At 70.6% G+C, this 14,404-nt stretch carries 11 protein-coding genes and 2 pseudogenes; 2 read left to right on the top strand and 11 right to left on the bottom strand.

The window, feature by feature from the left end:
- Nucleotides 1–107: 107 nt before the first annotated feature.
- The 4 genes and pseudogenes from R2J75_RS19780 to R2J75_RS02435 all read right to left on the bottom strand — a co-directional run.
- Nucleotides 108–302: pseudogene (locus tag R2J75_RS19780) on the bottom strand (GxxExxY protein); the annotation flags it as partial.
- A gap of 139 nt (nucleotides 303–441) precedes the next feature.
- Nucleotides 442–1,166 (bottom strand): annotated as a pseudogene (locus R2J75_RS02445) (IS5 family transposase); the annotation flags it as partial.
- Nucleotides 1,167–1,281: 115 nt separating this feature from the next.
- Nucleotides 1,282–2,862, bottom strand: coding sequence for a M28 family peptidase (locus tag R2J75_RS02440; RefSeq protein ID WP_394365908.1), 1,581 nt, complete (start codon nucleotides 2,860–2,862; stop codon nucleotides 1,282–1,284).
- Nucleotides 2,863–3,027: 165 nt separating this feature from the next.
- Nucleotides 3,028–5,184 (bottom strand): hybrid sensor histidine kinase/response regulator, encoded by a 2,157-nt coding sequence (locus tag R2J75_RS02435; RefSeq protein WP_316410998.1) that lies wholly within the window; start codon nucleotides 5,182–5,184, stop codon nucleotides 3,028–3,030.
- 117 nt (nucleotides 5,185–5,301) lie between these two features.
- On the opposite strand from R2J75_RS02435, the gene R2J75_RS02430 reads away from it, so the two are divergent.
- Together R2J75_RS02430 and R2J75_RS02425 are read left to right on the top strand one after the other, a co-directional pair.
- On the top strand, nucleotides 5,302–7,002 hold the full coding sequence (locus tag R2J75_RS02430; RefSeq protein ID WP_316410997.1) for a dockerin type I domain-containing protein: 1,701 nt from the start codon (nucleotides 5,302–5,304) through the stop codon (nucleotides 7,000–7,002).
- Nucleotides 6,999–7,562: a hypothetical protein gene (locus tag R2J75_RS02425; RefSeq protein WP_243330647.1), complete on the top strand. Its 564-nt coding sequence runs from the start codon at nucleotides 6,999–7,001 to the stop codon at nucleotides 7,560–7,562. Before R2J75_RS02430 ends, R2J75_RS02425 begins: the two co-directional genes overlap by 4 nt.
- Here the strand turns inward: R2J75_RS02425 and R2J75_RS02420 are convergent.
- Genes R2J75_RS02420 through R2J75_RS02390 form a run of 7 tightly spaced genes read right to left on the bottom strand, consistent with a single transcriptional unit; the run spans nucleotide 7,549 to nucleotide 14,404 of the window.
- The gene (locus R2J75_RS02420) at nucleotides 7,549–9,945 is read right to left on the bottom strand and encodes a heavy metal translocating P-type ATPase (protein ID WP_316410996.1); all 2,397 of its coding nucleotides are present in this window, start codon (nucleotides 9,943–9,945) and stop codon (nucleotides 7,549–7,551) included. The two genes, R2J75_RS02425 and R2J75_RS02420, sit on opposite strands and share 14 nt — an antisense overlap.
- Nucleotides 9,946–9,947: 2 nt before the next feature.
- The gene (locus R2J75_RS02415; RefSeq protein WP_243330651.1) at nucleotides 9,948–10,100 is read right to left on the bottom strand and encodes a hypothetical protein; all 153 of its coding nucleotides are present in this window, start codon (nucleotides 10,098–10,100) and stop codon (nucleotides 9,948–9,950) included.
- Nucleotides 10,101–10,102: 2 nt separating this feature from the next.
- The gene (locus R2J75_RS02410; protein ID WP_243330654.1) at nucleotides 10,103–11,437 is read right to left on the bottom strand and encodes a 4Fe-4S dicluster domain-containing protein; all 1,335 of its coding nucleotides are present in this window, start codon (nucleotides 11,435–11,437) and stop codon (nucleotides 10,103–10,105) included.
- Entirely contained in the window at nucleotides 11,434–13,365 is a 1,932-nt protein-coding gene (locus tag R2J75_RS02405; protein ID WP_243330656.1) for an FAD-dependent oxidoreductase, read from the bottom strand. Before R2J75_RS02405 ends, R2J75_RS02410 begins: the two co-directional genes overlap by 4 nt.
- Before the next feature lie 4 nt (nucleotides 13,366–13,369).
- The gene (locus tag R2J75_RS02400; RefSeq protein ID WP_243330658.1) at nucleotides 13,370–13,666 is read right to left on the bottom strand and encodes a hypothetical protein; all 297 of its coding nucleotides are present in this window, start codon (nucleotides 13,664–13,666) and stop codon (nucleotides 13,370–13,372) included.
- Nucleotides 13,659–13,832, bottom strand: coding sequence for a hypothetical protein (locus tag R2J75_RS02395; RefSeq protein ID WP_243330660.1), 174 nt, complete (start codon nucleotides 13,830–13,832; stop codon nucleotides 13,659–13,661). The genes R2J75_RS02400 and R2J75_RS02395 overlap by 8 nt, the downstream gene beginning before the upstream one ends.
- A gap of 2 nt (nucleotides 13,833–13,834) precedes the next feature.
- Nucleotides 13,835–14,404, bottom strand: a complete 570-nt coding sequence (locus tag R2J75_RS02390; RefSeq protein WP_243330662.1) for a cbb3-type cytochrome c oxidase subunit II — start codon at nucleotides 14,402–14,404, stop codon at nucleotides 13,835–13,837.

Here is a 14,404-nt window from a genome sequence, read left to right as displayed (position 1 = left end):
TGCCTGATGGCGCCGCGCATTCGCAGCATCCTATTGGAACGCGGAGGCGCGGAGGATCTCGCTGAGGCTCGCGGAGAAAGGATCAAGCCCACAAGCCCCCTCCACTCGATATCCAGGAAAACCTCCCGCTTCACCTTATGGCCGGCCAGTCTCAGGGAGTGCGCCAGACAGACCTTGTAGGGATCTTCCAGGAGTCCGTGCCCCAGAGCCTTCTGGATCTCGATGGCCTCCCCGATGATGGCCTGGGTGATCTCCTTGTGCGGATGATCCTCCCCGTCGACCTCTCCCCAATGCCTTCCCATCACGCCTCCCGTTGGGACGTGTCATTGGGAGGTGGCAGGTTCCAGGAGCGCTTTCCTCCGCGACCCTCTGCGAGATCCTCCGCGCCTCCGCGTTTCATAGGATCAATGAGGATCCGGAACGCTTGTCACCCTCCGCTCATAGCCTCAGCCAGATCACGATGCAGGCCAAAGCCACCTGGGCTGAGAAACTTCGCGCCGTTTTGTCGAACCTGGTGGCCAGCGCCCTGAACTGTTTGAGCTTGGCGAACCCATGCTCGATGGCATGGCGGGCCTTGTATAGGTGTGAGTCCCAGGCCGCCGGATTCTTGCGCCGGGGATGAGGTGGGATGACGGCTGTCGCACCCATGGCCTCGATCGCCTTCCTTACCGGGTTCCCATCGTAGGCCCGATCTCCGAACCCGTACTCTGCCTGCCAACCGCACAGCAATCCTTCAGCAGACCGGCTTTCATGGGCTTGCCCCGGAGTGACCAGGAAATCCAAAGGATTACCGTGGGCATCGCAGATCAAATGGATCTTGGTCGAGCATCCACCCCGAGATCGTCCGAGCGCCTGGTTCCAGAGCCCCCCCTTTTGCCTGCTGAAGGTTGATGAGCGCGAATGATGGTGCCATCCAGCATGACCCACTCCAGGTCGGCTTCCTTGCGCAGGAACTCCAGGATCCTTTGCCACACGCCGCGCTTGGTCCAGGCCTCAAATCGCGTGTACACGCTTGTCCAAGGTCCAAATTCCTCCGGCAGGTCCCTCCACGGCGCCCCAGTCCTGTGCCTCCGCAGGATCGCCTCCACCATGGGACGGTTGGGGTGACGGGATCGCCCCATCCCTCCACGCTCTGGCGGAAGGAGCGGTTCAAGCTTTGCCCACATGGCATCGGTCAGGAAACGTCTCGGCATCGTTACCCCAGGAAAATTCGTGGTGTACGAGCCTTTACGTATGAGTACAAGTTAACTATTTATCAAATCTATAGATTCCGAACACAGCCTAGAGCCGGCGCCCCGGCTTCCAGGCGGGTTTGGCCGGGGCGTCCGCGACGGCGGCGCCCAGGTTCAGGGTGTACTGGCACTGCTGGACCATGCCGGACAGGTCCCAGGCGGGGTCGTATTCGTCCGTGACCTGGTGGTAGCGGGCCCCCATGGTGGCCGCCTTGGCCCGGGAGGCCTCGGGGTCCTTCACGTAGGTCCGGCCGCCCCCGATGGAGAAGGCGGGCACGCCGGCCTTGGCGAAGGGGAAGTGGTCGCTCCGGAAGTAGCCGCCCGCCGTGTCCACGCCGGCCGGGGCCAGGGTGAGGCCCATGGCCTGAGCCACCTGGGCGGCGGACTCCAGGAGGGTCGTGCGGTCCGCGCCGGCCACCCCGATGTCCCGGGTGGCGCCCACCCAGTTCAGGCTGTCCAGGTTGAGGTCGGCGGCGGTGCGCGCGAGGGGCCACAGGGGATCCTTCACGTAGGCCTGGGAACCCCAGAGGCCCTGCTCTTCGGCCGCCGTGAAGAGGAACATCTGGCTCCGCTTGCGGGGGGCGGCGGCCGCCGCCTGGGCCATGGCCAGCAGGCCGGCGCAGCCGGAGGCGTTGTCCACGGCGCCGTTGTAGATGTCGTCGCCACGTCCGTCCGGCTTTCCGGAACGGCCGAAGTGGTCCCAGTGGGCCGAGTAGATCACCACCTCGTCCTTCAGGACCGGGTCCGTCCCGGGGATCACCCCGGCGACGTTGAACTGGTCCTGCACCTTCACCTCGGCCTCCAGGGTCCCCTGCAGGCGGGCCGCGAGGGGCACCGGCCGGAAGTCCCGGCGTTCGGCGGCCCTCCGCAGGGCGTCCAGGTCCTGGCCCCCGGCGGCGCAGAGGCGACGGGCCGCGTCCTCGGTGATCCAGCTCTGCAGGGCCAGGCCAGGTTCGGCCGCCAGCTGGAAGCGCCAGGTGGCGAAGCTGTTCACGACCACGGACCAGCCGTAGCTGGCGCTCGGCGTGGTGTGCACCAGGAGGACCCCCAGGGCCCCGTGGCGCTTGGCTTCCTCGAACTTGTAGATCCAGCGGCCGTAGTAGGTGAGGGCCGCGCCCCCGAAGCGGTCCGGTTCCTCGGCGGTCGGCTGCGGGTCGTTCACCAGGGCCACCAGGACCTTCCCCCGCACCTCGGCGCCCTTGTAGTCGTCCCAGCGCTCGTCGGGGGCCGTGATGCCATAGCCCACGAACAGGAGGGGCGCGTCGAAGGCCTGGCGGGCCTCGGGCAGGCCCGTGCACCAGGCGGCGTCCTGCCCGGACGCCAGGGGCAGGGGCTGGCCGGCGCCCGCGACCCGGAGGTCCGCCCGGGTCACCCGGGTCCCGGCCAGATGCACGGCTTGCCGGTAGCTGCCGCCCACCGGCTGGAGGCCCAGGGCTTGCAGCTGGGTCTCCAGGTAGCGGACCGTGAGGTCGGCGCCCCGCTGGCCCGAACCCCGGCCTTCGAACAGGTCATCCGCCAGGAGGGACAGGTGGGCCCGCAGGGGCGCCTCCTGGACCTGGGGGGTTCCGGCCGACAGCGCGGCCGCGAACAGGAGCATGGCAGGCAGGCAATGGCGCATGGGGATCTCCATGGCCATGATACCTCGTAACACGACGCCTCGTCAGGGTCGAGGGGAGGTAGATCGAATCACCTGAACGATCGTGTCCCGTTCCTTCGTAACGGCAAGGGTATGTAAAGAACCCTTGCCAGCACGAAGGATCGGAACAAGGGGCTCCGGTGATGCGATCCAGCCACCCTAGGTCCAGCGGGTGATCATCTCCCGCAGGGCGCGGCTGGTGTAGGGCTTGGAGAGGAAGTCGTCCATGCCGGCCTCCCGGCTCCGGGCCATGTCCTCCTTCGTCGCGTTGGCGGTCAGGGCCACGATGGGGACCCGCGGCCGGCCGGCGTCCGCCTCCAGGCGCCGGATGCGCCGCGCGGCCTCGAAGCCGTCCAGGTCCGGCATCATGCAGTCCATCAGGATGAGGTCGAAGGTCTCGTGGCGCGCGGCCTCCACGGCCTCCCGGCCGTCCCCGGCCAGGTGGCAGGTGCAGCCCAGCTTGGCCAGGAGGGTCGCCGCCAGCTTCTGGTTGACCAGGTTGTCCTCGGCGAGGAGCGCCCGGATGGGGCGGATGGGCGCCTCCGGGACCTCCGGAACGGCTGTCGGGCCTTCGGCCCGGGGGAAGGGGGCCTCCAGGAAGAAGCAGGAGCCCGCCCCCGGCCCGGTCTCCACGCCGACGCGCCCGCCCATGAGGTCGGCCAGCCCCCGGCAGATGGCCAGACCGAGGCCGGTGCCGCCATAGCGCCGCGTGATGGAACCGTCGGCCTGGGTGAAGGGGGTGAAGAGCCGGTCCACGTCCGCCGGGTTCATGCCGATGCCCGTGTCCTTCACCGCGAAGCGGAGGGCGCCGTCCGGCAGGGTGTCCAGGCTCACCCGCACGGACCCGGCCGCGGTGAACTTGAGGGCGTTGCTGATGAAGTTGGCAAGGATCTGCCGGAGACGGACGGGATCGCCCAGCACCCAGGGGAGGGGCGCCCCGGGGCCCTCCACGATCAGGTCCAAGCCCTTCCGCTGGGCGTTCTCCCGGTACAGGGCGGCCGTCTCCTGGACGATGCCCCAGGGGTCGAAGGCCACTTGTTCCAGCTGCATCTTCTCGGCCTCGATCTTGGAGAAGTCCAGGATCTCCTCGATGATGGCCAGCAGTTGCCGCCCCGAGCCGATGACCGTCTGGGCGTAGCCCGTCTGTTCCTCGTCCAGGCCTGTCTGGATCAGGAGCTCCGTCATGCCCAGGACGCCGTTGAGGGGCGTCCGGATCTCGTGGCTCATGGTGGCGAGGAAGCTGGACTTGGCGGCGTTGGCCACCTCGGCCTGGCGCTTGAGCTGGAGGGTCTGCACCATGTCCGCCTCCCGCTGGCGGATGGCGCGCACCAGCACCGCCAGGGCCCCGCCGATGGCCACGAGGGCGGCGGCGGTGAGGGCGAGGATGACCTGCACCAGGTGGCGCCAGTGGGCGAGGATGAAGGCGTCCGTCAGGGTGAGGCTCACGACGAGGGGATGCCGGTTGACCACCCGCGCCGCCATCAGGAGGTCGGGCCCGCCGCGGCCCGCCGCGGGATCGGGGCCGTAGCGGGTTCCCGCGGACGCGCCCCCGGCCAGGATCGCCAGACTGGGGTCCGCCCCTTCGGTGCGGCCGATCTCCGCGTCCACCCGCGGCCACCGGGTGAGCAGCACCCCGTCGCGCCGGTGGAGGGCGATGGAGGCCCCCTCCCCCAGGTTGCCGGCGAAGCGCTGGTAGAACTCGGTGAAGACGTCCACGGACATGCCCACCAGCACCAGGCCCAGGAAGCGGCCCTGCGGGTCCTCCAGCCGGCGGCTCAGGTAGAAGACCCACTTGCCGTTGCCCTTGTTGCGCACCGGCAGGCTGATGAACTCGCCCAGGGCGGGGTCGGCCCGCCGCGCCTGGAAGTAGTCCCGGTCCGCGAGGTTGATGGGCGGCGGCGGCCAGCTGCGGGTGAAGTTGATGACGTCTCCGTTGTCCGCCACGATGGTGGCCACGTCCACCTGGGGCATGTCCCGCGTCTGGTCCCGGAGCATGCGGAAGGCGGCCTCCCCGCCCAGGCGCCGCCGCAGGTCCTGGGGGTCCCGGGCCCGGGCCTCCCGCACATCGTCGGCGATGCGGTCCAGGGCAAGGCAGGCGGCCGCCATGTTCTGGTAGACGTGCTCCGCCAGGGCCAGGGTGTGGCTGTCCATCTGCTTGCGCCAGATGTTCACCTCCCGGTGCCGCAGGGTGAGGATGGAGCCGGCGGCCCCCGCCATCACGAGCAGGACGAGGAGGAGCCCCAGCACCAGCGCGAGCTGGCTGGTGGCGAGGCGACCCTGCTGCCGGGACGCGAGGAGGGGAGGGAGCGGGCTCATGGGTGGCAAGGGATCGTGGCCTCAAGGATAAACCAAAGGCCCCCCCCCGCGCTGGTTCGGAACTTTTGCCGGCCGGGGCTCATTTTTGGGGCGGTGGAGTCAATGAATATTAAATACATGCCCGCCGCGCTGGTGGCCCTGGCCCTCCCTTGCGGGTTGGCCGCCCAGCCGGCTTCCATTTACCCGAACGGTCCGGCGACGGTCTTCCACCTGGGCGCCGGCGGGCACCTGCTCCTGCGGGTCCTCGCCCCGGGCGGAACCGGCCAGGAGGCCGTCACCTGGCGCCTGGCCGGTCCCGGCCAGCTCAGTGTCCAGGACCAGGGCCGCTGGGACATGGCCTTCCGGGCCCCGCGCGCGGGCGGCGGCACCTCCGTGGTGACGGCCAGCCTGGCTTCGGACCCCTCCCGCCAGGTGGCCTTCACCGTCCATGTGGACCCTCGGCCGGCGGAGGCCCTGCCCCGCCGGGTGGACCTCCGCCCCGGCGGCACCCACCCGCCCGCGGACCGCCACCAGGGCCTCTGCAACAACTGCTACGCCTTCTCGGCCCTGGGCGCCCTCGAACTGGAGCTGGCCCGGGTGTACGGGATCCAGGCGCGGCTCTCGGTCCAGTTCGTCAACGAGCTGATGCGGGCCGGGGGCGAGGACCCCTGCCAGCCCAACTACTTCGGCACCGTGCTCGACCGCCTCAACCAGGCGGGGATCCTGGTGCCCTGGTCCAACCCCCACGCGGCCTTCGCGGAGCGCGCCCAGCACGCCTCCCCCTTCCCCGTCGGCCGCTTCCCCTCGTACCGGCTGGTCCACGTGGGATCGCAGCCCCTCGACACGGCCCTGTGGTCCGACGCGGACATCGTGGACGAGGTGTGCGGCCTCCTCGCGGAAGGCCGGCCCGTGATCCTGAAGCGGGGCGGCCACTACATCACCCTCGCCGGCTACGACCGCAGCGCCCCGGACCCCGCGGCCCACCGGTGGATCGCCCTCGACAGCCTCCACCCGCTGCCGGGCCCGCCCGAACTGGACCACCTCCTCACCCTCTACCCGGAGGGCGGCTGGAACGCCTTGACCCCCCGGGGGGAGCGGCGCTACACCTTCGACGTCATCTCCGACCTGGACGTGGACCTCCGGGCCCCCGCCCCGCCCGCCCCCGTCATCCGGGCCGGCGCCCCGGCCCTGGCCGAGGGGCAGCCCTTCGAACTGGTCGCGGACGTGGGCGGGGATCCGCCCGTGACCTACCAGTGGTTCCGGAACGGGCACCCCCTCCCGGGGGCCCACGGCGCGGTGCTCCAGGTGGCCGCCGCCCGCGCCGCCGACGCCGGGCAGTACGCCGTGCGCGCCGCCAATCCCTACGGCGACGCCCTGAGCGCCGAGGTCCGGGTGACCGTGACCCCCGCGGCCGCCCCGGAACTCCGGGTGGAGGCCCCCCGCACCACGGTGGTGTGCGGCGCCCGCCTGCGCATCCACAGCACCTTCGTGGCCCACCCGCGCGCCCCCGTCCACTGGAGCGCCTCGGGCGGGCGCTTCCGGGATGCCGGGCCGGGCCATGTCACCTTCGTGGCCCCCGATCACCCCGGTGCCGTGACCCTCACGGCCCGGGCGGAGGGTGCGCACGGCCTATCGGGCACCCTCACCCTCCAGGTGAAGAGCCCCGACGTGGACGGGGACGGCCGGGTGGACCTGGCGGACCTTGCCCGCCTGGCGGCCGCCCTCGGCACCGCCCGGGGCGACGCCCACTACAACGACGCCGCCGACCTGGACGGCGACGGCCGGATCGATGCCCTGGACGCCGCCCTTCTCCTCGACCACCTGGATCGCCTGCCATGACCCTCCGCGCCCACCTGTCCGGCCTGCTCCTTCTCGCCCTCGCCGCCTGCGGGGGCGGATCCAGCGGCGGCCCCGGCCGCCCCGCCGCGCCCCCCTCGCTCACCTACCGCGACCCCGCCCCCACCGGGTTCCGCCTGGAGGCCGATCCCGCCACCCAGGGCACGTCCACCCTCGTGCTGCGGCTGGTGGGACCCGCCGGCACCGCCCTGCGGGGCGTCACCCTCTTTCTGGAGACGGACGAGGCCCGCGCCGGGTGGGGGGACGTCCCGGGCACCTCCCAGCGGTTCCTCAACCACGGCCCCCTCGAGCCGGGGGTGGACCCGCCCAGCCTGGCCCGGGGCTATCGCCGCGGCGGCCGGCTCCAGGTGGGCGTCTTCCACCGGGAGGGCGCCAGCCCCGTGCTGGGCGCCGGCCCCCTCCTGTCGGTGGCCCTGGCCGCCAGGGCCGGCGCCGCCCCCGGGCCCCTCGCGCTCCGGCACACCCGGGCCGCCCTCTTCGTGGACGGCGCGCGCCACATCGTCGAGGTGCCCGTGGCCCTGGGAACCGTCACCGCCCGTTGAGGCGGAGGGAGTTGCCGATCACCGAGAGGCTGGAGAGCACCATCGCGCCGGCCGCGAGGATGGGGTTGAGGACCCCCGTCATCGCCAGGTAGATGCCGGCCGTGTTGTAGAAGAAGGCCCAGAAGAGGTTCTGGCGGATGACCCGGAGGGTCCGCTCCGCCTCGCGGAAGGTCTCCTCGATGCGCCCGAGGCTCCCCCCAAGGAGCACGATGGGCGCCGCGTGCTGGGCCAGGTCGGCCCCGGAGCCCAGGGCGATGCCCAGGTCGGCGGCGGCGAGGGCCGGGGCGTCGTTGACGCCGTCCCCCACCATGGCCACCACCGAGCCCCGGGCCTGGAGGCGGCGCACCGCCTCGGCCTTCTCCGCGGGCGGCACTTCGCCCAGGCACTCGTCCACGCCCAGGCGCTGGCCCATGTGGGCCGTCGTCGCCCGCGCGTCCCCGGAGAGGAGGAGGGTGCGCACGCCCCGGGCCTTGAGCGCGGCCACGAGGTCCGCCGCGTCCTTCCGCGGGGCGTCCCCGAAGGCCAGGGCCCCGCAGGGGACCCCGTCCACGGCGGCGAAGACCACGGTGAGGCCCTCGGCCTGCCAGGCGGAGGCCTGGGCGTTGGTCTCGGGCGTCGGTTCCGCCCCTTCCTTGTCCATCATGGGCCGGTTGCCCACGGCCACCCGCCGGCCGTCCACCGTGCCGGCCAGGCCGAGGCCGGGCCGGACCTCCACCTCCGAGGCGTCCACCAGACGCAGGCCCTGGCTCCGGGCGTGGGCCACCAGGGCCCGGCCCAGGGGGTGCTCGGAGTAGGCCTCCAGGGAGGCCACCAGGTCCAGGTGCGCCAGGGCCTCGCCCCGGATGCGGAAGACCCCCTCCGTCACGGTGCCGGTCTTGTCGAGGATCACCGCGTCCACCTTGCGGAAGGTCTCGAGGACGCCCACGTCCCGGATCAGGATGCCCCGCCGGGACGCGGCCCCCACGGCCGCGGTGGTCGCCAGCGGGGTCGCGATCCCCAGGGCGCAGGGGCAGGCGATGACGAGGACGGCGATGGCCCGGAGCATGGCCTCGGTGCCGCCCAGCCCGGCCACCAGCGCGCCCGCCAAAGTGCCCAGGGAGAGGACCAGGACCGTCGGGATGAAGAGCCGGGCGACACGGTCCACCGTCCGCTCCAGGCCGCTGCGGTTGGCCAGGGCCGTTTCCACGGACCGGACGATCTGGGCCAGGGAGGAGTCCGTCGAGGCGTGGGTCACCCGCACCTCCAGGACCCCGGCGCCATTCAGGCTGCCGCACACGACCGGGTCCCCCGCCCCCTTGGGCCGGGGCTCGGATTCCCCGGTGATGACCGATTCATCCACGTCCGAGGCCCCCGCCACCACCTCGCCATCGGCGGGGATGCGCTCACCCGCCTTCACCAGGAAGACCATCCCGGGCGCCAGGGCCTCGATGGCCAGGAAGCGCTCCTCGCCCTCCGTCCGGACCCGGGCCTTGCGGGGCAGCAACCGATGGAGCATGGCGATGGCCCGGGCGCTGCGCTCCTTGGCGGAGCGCTCCAGGGCCTTGCCCGTGAGCATGAGGGTGACGATGGCGCAGGCGGTGTCGAAGTAGTAGTGCCGGCCGCCCAGGACGGCCTGGACCGAACTGTAGAGGAAGGCCGCCCCCACCCCCGTGGAGATCAGGGCCTCCAGGCGCAGCTTGCCCTGCCGGAGGCCGTACCAGGCCAGGCGGTGGATGGGCCAGGCGCTCCACGTCACCGCCGGCAGGGCCAGGGCCATGAGGATGAAGGGCACCGCCCGCCGGGCCCCGTCGGCGATGTGCTCGAAAAAGCTGGCGTAGACCACCAGGCTGAAGAGCATCACGTTCATCCAGAGGAAGAAGGCGATGCCCAGGCGGAGGGTCATGTCCTGCCAGTCCTTGCGGTCCGCCTCCCCCGCCTCGCCCTGGGGCCGGGCCCGGTAGCCCAGGGCCGCCACCCGGGCCGGGATGACGTCCGGCGGCACGTACTGGGGGCAGTACTTGATGCGGAGGAGGTCCGAGGTGAAGAGCACATCCACGGCCACGACGCCGTACTCCCGGGCCAGGGCCTGCTCCACCAGCCACCCGCACGACGTGCACCAGAGGCCCGAGAGCTGGTAGAGCTCCTCCCGGGTCGGCGCGTCCTCCGGGAGGGGGGGTCGGCCCTCCGTGGTGCGGCCGATGAGCCCCAGCTTGAGGCTCTGCAGGTAGAGCTCCGTCGTCCGCAGGTCCGTCCCCGCGGCTACCGCCCCGCTCTCCACCAGGATCGCGTACACGTTCATGCAGCCGTGGCAGCAGAAGGTGCGCTCCGCCTCCAGGAACACGCGCGCGCAGGCCCCCGTCCCCGCGGGGGTGCCGCACAGGTCGCAGGGGATGGCCGGGGCCATGGTCAGCGGGTGGTGACCTGGCCCTGCTCGTCCAGCATCACGATGGTCGCCCGCCGGGTGATGCGCCAGGTGACGACCAGGATGCCGATGAACAGGACGCAGATGGCCCCGAAGAACAGAAGGTAGGGCCGTCCGGCCTTGCGCGTCGCGTCCATGATCAATTCCTCCCGGCCGGCATGATGAACATCATATCCGCCCCGTCCGAGGCGTTCCGGTCCGAGGACTGGATCATCACCCGGATGGGGTTCAGTTCCTGGGCGCCGGGCCAGGTGGCCGGCGCGATGATATCGAAGGTCCGCTCCAGGGTCTGCCCGGGCCCCAGGGTGAGGGGATTCGGGTCCAGGCCCACCTGGACGCCCGGGAGCCGTTCGACCCACACCTTCACCTCCACGGGCCGGGAGAGCCGGCTCGCCAGGTTCATGCGGACCCGGTTGGCGATCCGTCCGTCCGGAAGCCGGGTGAACAGGGTCGTGCGGTCCGAGTTCAGGCGCATCAGCACGGGCTTCCGCCCGTGGATGGCCACACCCAGGGCGCAGAGGTAGGCCACCATCACCGCCAGGATCGCGACGCGCTTGGCGTCCCGGATCCCCCAGCGGCGGTACCAGGGTTCCCCCCGGTCCTGGGCCTTCCCCCCGCCCCAGGAGTACGAGATCAGGCCGGGGTGCCCCACCCGCCGGAGCACGTCCTCGCAGGCGTCGATGCAGTCGCCGCAGTGGACGCACTCGATCTGGAAGGGCCCCTTCCGGATGTCGATGCCCATCTCGCAGACCCGCACGCACTTGTTGCACTCGATGCAGGCCGCGGAGGGGTCCCGGTACTCCACGAGCAGGGACTGGCGGTCCTGGAGGAAGCCCTGGATGTACCCGTAGGGGCATATCGTGGTGCAGAACTTCTGCCGCAGGAGGGTGAAGTCCAGGAAGGTCAGGAGGGTCACCACGGCGCCCGTGAGCCCCCCCACCGTCACCAGGTCGAAGCGGAGGAGGCGGTGGAGCAGGTCCCTGGGCTCCACGAAGTAGGCCGTGAAGATGAAGGCGAGGACCACCGAGGCCGCCGCGAGCGCCGCCAGGAAGATTCCGCGGCCCAGGGCCTTCCGCGCGCCGGCGCCGCCCCGGGGCAGGAGGCGCCCCGCCGCGTTGGCCGCCCAGCGCTCCACCGAGACGCTCCATTCGCTGAAGATCATCTGGGGGCAGGCGTAGCTGCAGTAGATGCGCCCGTACACGATGGCCATGGCGGCCACGACGAACATGGCGAACATGGTCGCGAAGAACAGGATGCTGAACTCGCTGATGAGGATCTCGGCGCCGCCCAGGAACACCCGCTGGCGGGGGATGTCCACCCGCATCAGGTTGGTGAAGGGCAGCGCCAGGAAGACCAGGAAGCAGAGCAGGTGGACCCGCTTGCGCAGCTTCAGGTGGTCCTTCCCCGCGGGGGGGAGGGGCGCCCGCTTCTCGGCGAGGAGCCAATGCCTGGCAGGTCGGGTCGCTTCGCTCATGATTTGTACAGGATCCTCGGGTTGGGCGAGGGCACGGTGACGCACTCCTTGTAGTGGTCGAACCGCTTCATGGTGATGGCCTGGGTCGGGCACCGGGAGGCGCACATGGCGCACCGGATGCACGTGCTCTCGTCCTTCAGCATGATGCCGCCCATTTCGTCCTTCTCTTCGGCCGTCATGGCCTGGTACTGGCCGAAGCTCAGGTCCACCCCGGCCTCCTCCAGGCGGGAGAAGGCGTCCTCGTCCTTGAGCCGGCTGAGGCCCACCAGCTTGATGAGGTTCTCGGGGCACACGTCCACGCAGCCGTTGCAGGCGATGCAGGTGGAGGTGTCGAAGACCGTGTTGATGTTGCAGCGGAGACAGCGGGCGCCCTGCTGGCGGGCCATCTCCTCCGGGTAGCTCAACTCCACGATCTCCATGGAGTTGGCGCGGATCTCGCTGTCCAGGGCCGGGGCGTTGCAGCGCTCGGCCCGGTGCCAGCCCTCCGCCATGGTGTAGACGGCGGGGACCCAGCGCTTGCGGACGACGACGTCCGTCCGGGTTCCCCGGAGGAAGTCGTGCATGGACCGCGCCGCCACGTGGGCGGAGGCGATGGCGTCGATGAAGAGCCGGGCGCCGTGGGCGATGTCGCCGCAGGCGAACACGTCCGGGGCCGTGGTCTGGTAGGTCTCGCGGTTGACCTTGATGAGGCCCCGCTCCACCTCGACCCCGTCGCCGGGGGCCAGGAAGGAGAGGTCCGAGGCCTGGCCGATGGCGAAGACCACGGTGTCCACCGGCACGTCCTCCAGAGCCTCCTCGTCGAACCTGGGATTGAAGCGGCGCTGCTCGTCGAAGACGGAGAGGCACTTGACCATGCGCATGGCCTTCACCTTGCCGTTCTCGACGACGATCTCCCGGGGGCCGCGCCGGTTGTGGAGGCGGACCCCCTCCTCCTCGCCCTCGTGGATCTCGATCCTGTCGGCGGGCATCTCCTCGAGGGACTCGAGGCACATGAGGTGGATCTCCTTGTCGCCGGAGAGGCGCAGGGCGCTCCGGGCGACGTCGTAGGCGACCTTCTCCCCGTGGCTCATGTCGTCCAGGGCCGCGGCCTCCTCCAGCGCCTCGAAGGGCCGCAGGGCGGACCGCGCGACGTCGTAGGCCACGTTGCCGCCGCCCACCACCATCACCCGGCGCCCCATCTCGAGGGGCTTGCCCTCGTTGAAGGCCCGCAGGAACTCGATCCCGTCGTAGACCATGGGGGCATCGCCCCCGGGGATGCCCAGCTTCCGGCCGTTGGGGAGGCCGACGCCCAGGAAGACCGCCTTGTAGCCCTGGTCCCGGAGCTGCTGGATGGTGAAGTCCCGCCCGAGCTTCATGTTGCACTTGAGCTCGACGCCCATGGAGAGGATGGCCGAGATCTCGTGCTGCACGAGCTCCCGGGGCAGCCGGTAGACCGGCACGCCCGTCATCAGCATGCCCCCGGGCTGCGCGTCCGCCTCGAAGACCGTCACCTTGTAGCCGATCTGGACCAGATCGTGGGCCACGGTGAGGCCCGAGACGCCGGCGCCGACCACCGCGACCCGCTCGAAGTCGCCCCGGTTGGGGGGCAGCATGCGCTGGTCGCAGAACTCACGGTACTTGGCGTAGTCCCCCGTCTCCGGCCCGAACTTGTCCGTGACGAACCGCTTGAGGGCGCGGATCGCCACGGGCTCGTCCAGGGACCCCCGGCGGCAGTTGGCCTCGCAGGGGGCCCCGCAGACGCGGCCGCAGATGGACGCGAACGGATTGGTGGCCCGGGCGGCCCGGTAGGCGTCCTCGTACCGGCCTTCGGCGATGGCGGTCACGTAGGCGCATGCGTCGGTGTTCACCGGGCACGCGTATTGGCACTTGACCATCTCCAGCCAGTACTGGGAGTCGTCCGGTACCCTGAGCTGCCAATTGCTGTCCACGGTGCTAGTCCTCCTTGAAGGCCTTGAACGTGAAGATCACGGTGATCACCACGTAGATCAGGGCCAGCGCGGCCACGAAGTACTGCAGGGCCGGGCTGGTCTGCGAGACCTTGTTGAACTCCTGGACGAACTTCCCGCGGGTGGCGTGGTGCACGTCCCCCATCATCTGCAGGACGATGTAGGCCGTGCAGCCCAGGCCGATGACGGGGAAGGCGAGCTTGAGGAAGGGGGGGATGTCCGTCCCCTTCCGCTCGGTCATCCACCCGCCCGCGTATTCCTTCATCTCCTCGTGCTCACTCATGGGATCTCCTATCGCCGTCGTCTTCAAGCATCCGGAACTTGATGTCCTCGCCGTTCTTGCCCCAGTAGCCGTCCCGGACGGTCTTCAGGAAGAAGAAGACCGCCAGGGCGAACATGAGGGCGAAGAACAGGTAGGCGAAATAGACACTGGGCCAGGTGTAGTCCATGGCTACTTCTCGTAGTCGTTGTTGGGGCGCCAGTCCTTGGCGCGCCCGAGGGTCTGGAGGTAGGCCACCATGGCTTCGAGCTCCTTGGGATCATTGGCGATCCAGGGGAACATGGGCATGATGGAGCCCTTCACGAGATCCCGGGGGTTGCGGAAGTGGGTGCGGTGCCACTGGGTGTCGTACTTCCCGCCCACCCGCGCGAGATCGGGGCCGGTGCGCTTGGTCCCGAACATGTGCGGGGAGTCGTAGACGAACTCGTCGGGCGTGGAGATGGGGGCGGCGACGCCCTTCCAGCCGTAGCGGATCGTGTCGGCCTGGAGGGTGCGGATCTGCTGGGTGTGGCAGTACCAGCAGCCCTCGCGGATGTAGATGGCGCGGCCCTTCAGCTCGAGGTCGGTCAGCCTGCGCAGCTGGCCCGTGGGGCCCTTGGCGGGGTCCGCGTTCTGGAAGGGCCTGCCCCAGCTCTTGTCGACCATGGGCGGCACGACCGTGGTCAGCAGGCCGCCGATGAAGAAGAGCACGAGGGAGGCGACGATGGCCCAGACGGAGGAGGTGTCGGCTTTTCTCAGCAT

This window comes from Mesoterricola sediminis, assembly GCF_030295425.1.
Classification (GTDB): Bacteria; Acidobacteriota; Holophagae; order Holophagales; family Holophagaceae; genus Mesoterricola; species Mesoterricola sediminis.
Note: the sequence above shows the minus strand (reverse complement) of the source record. Positions and strands in the feature narration are given on the sequence as shown.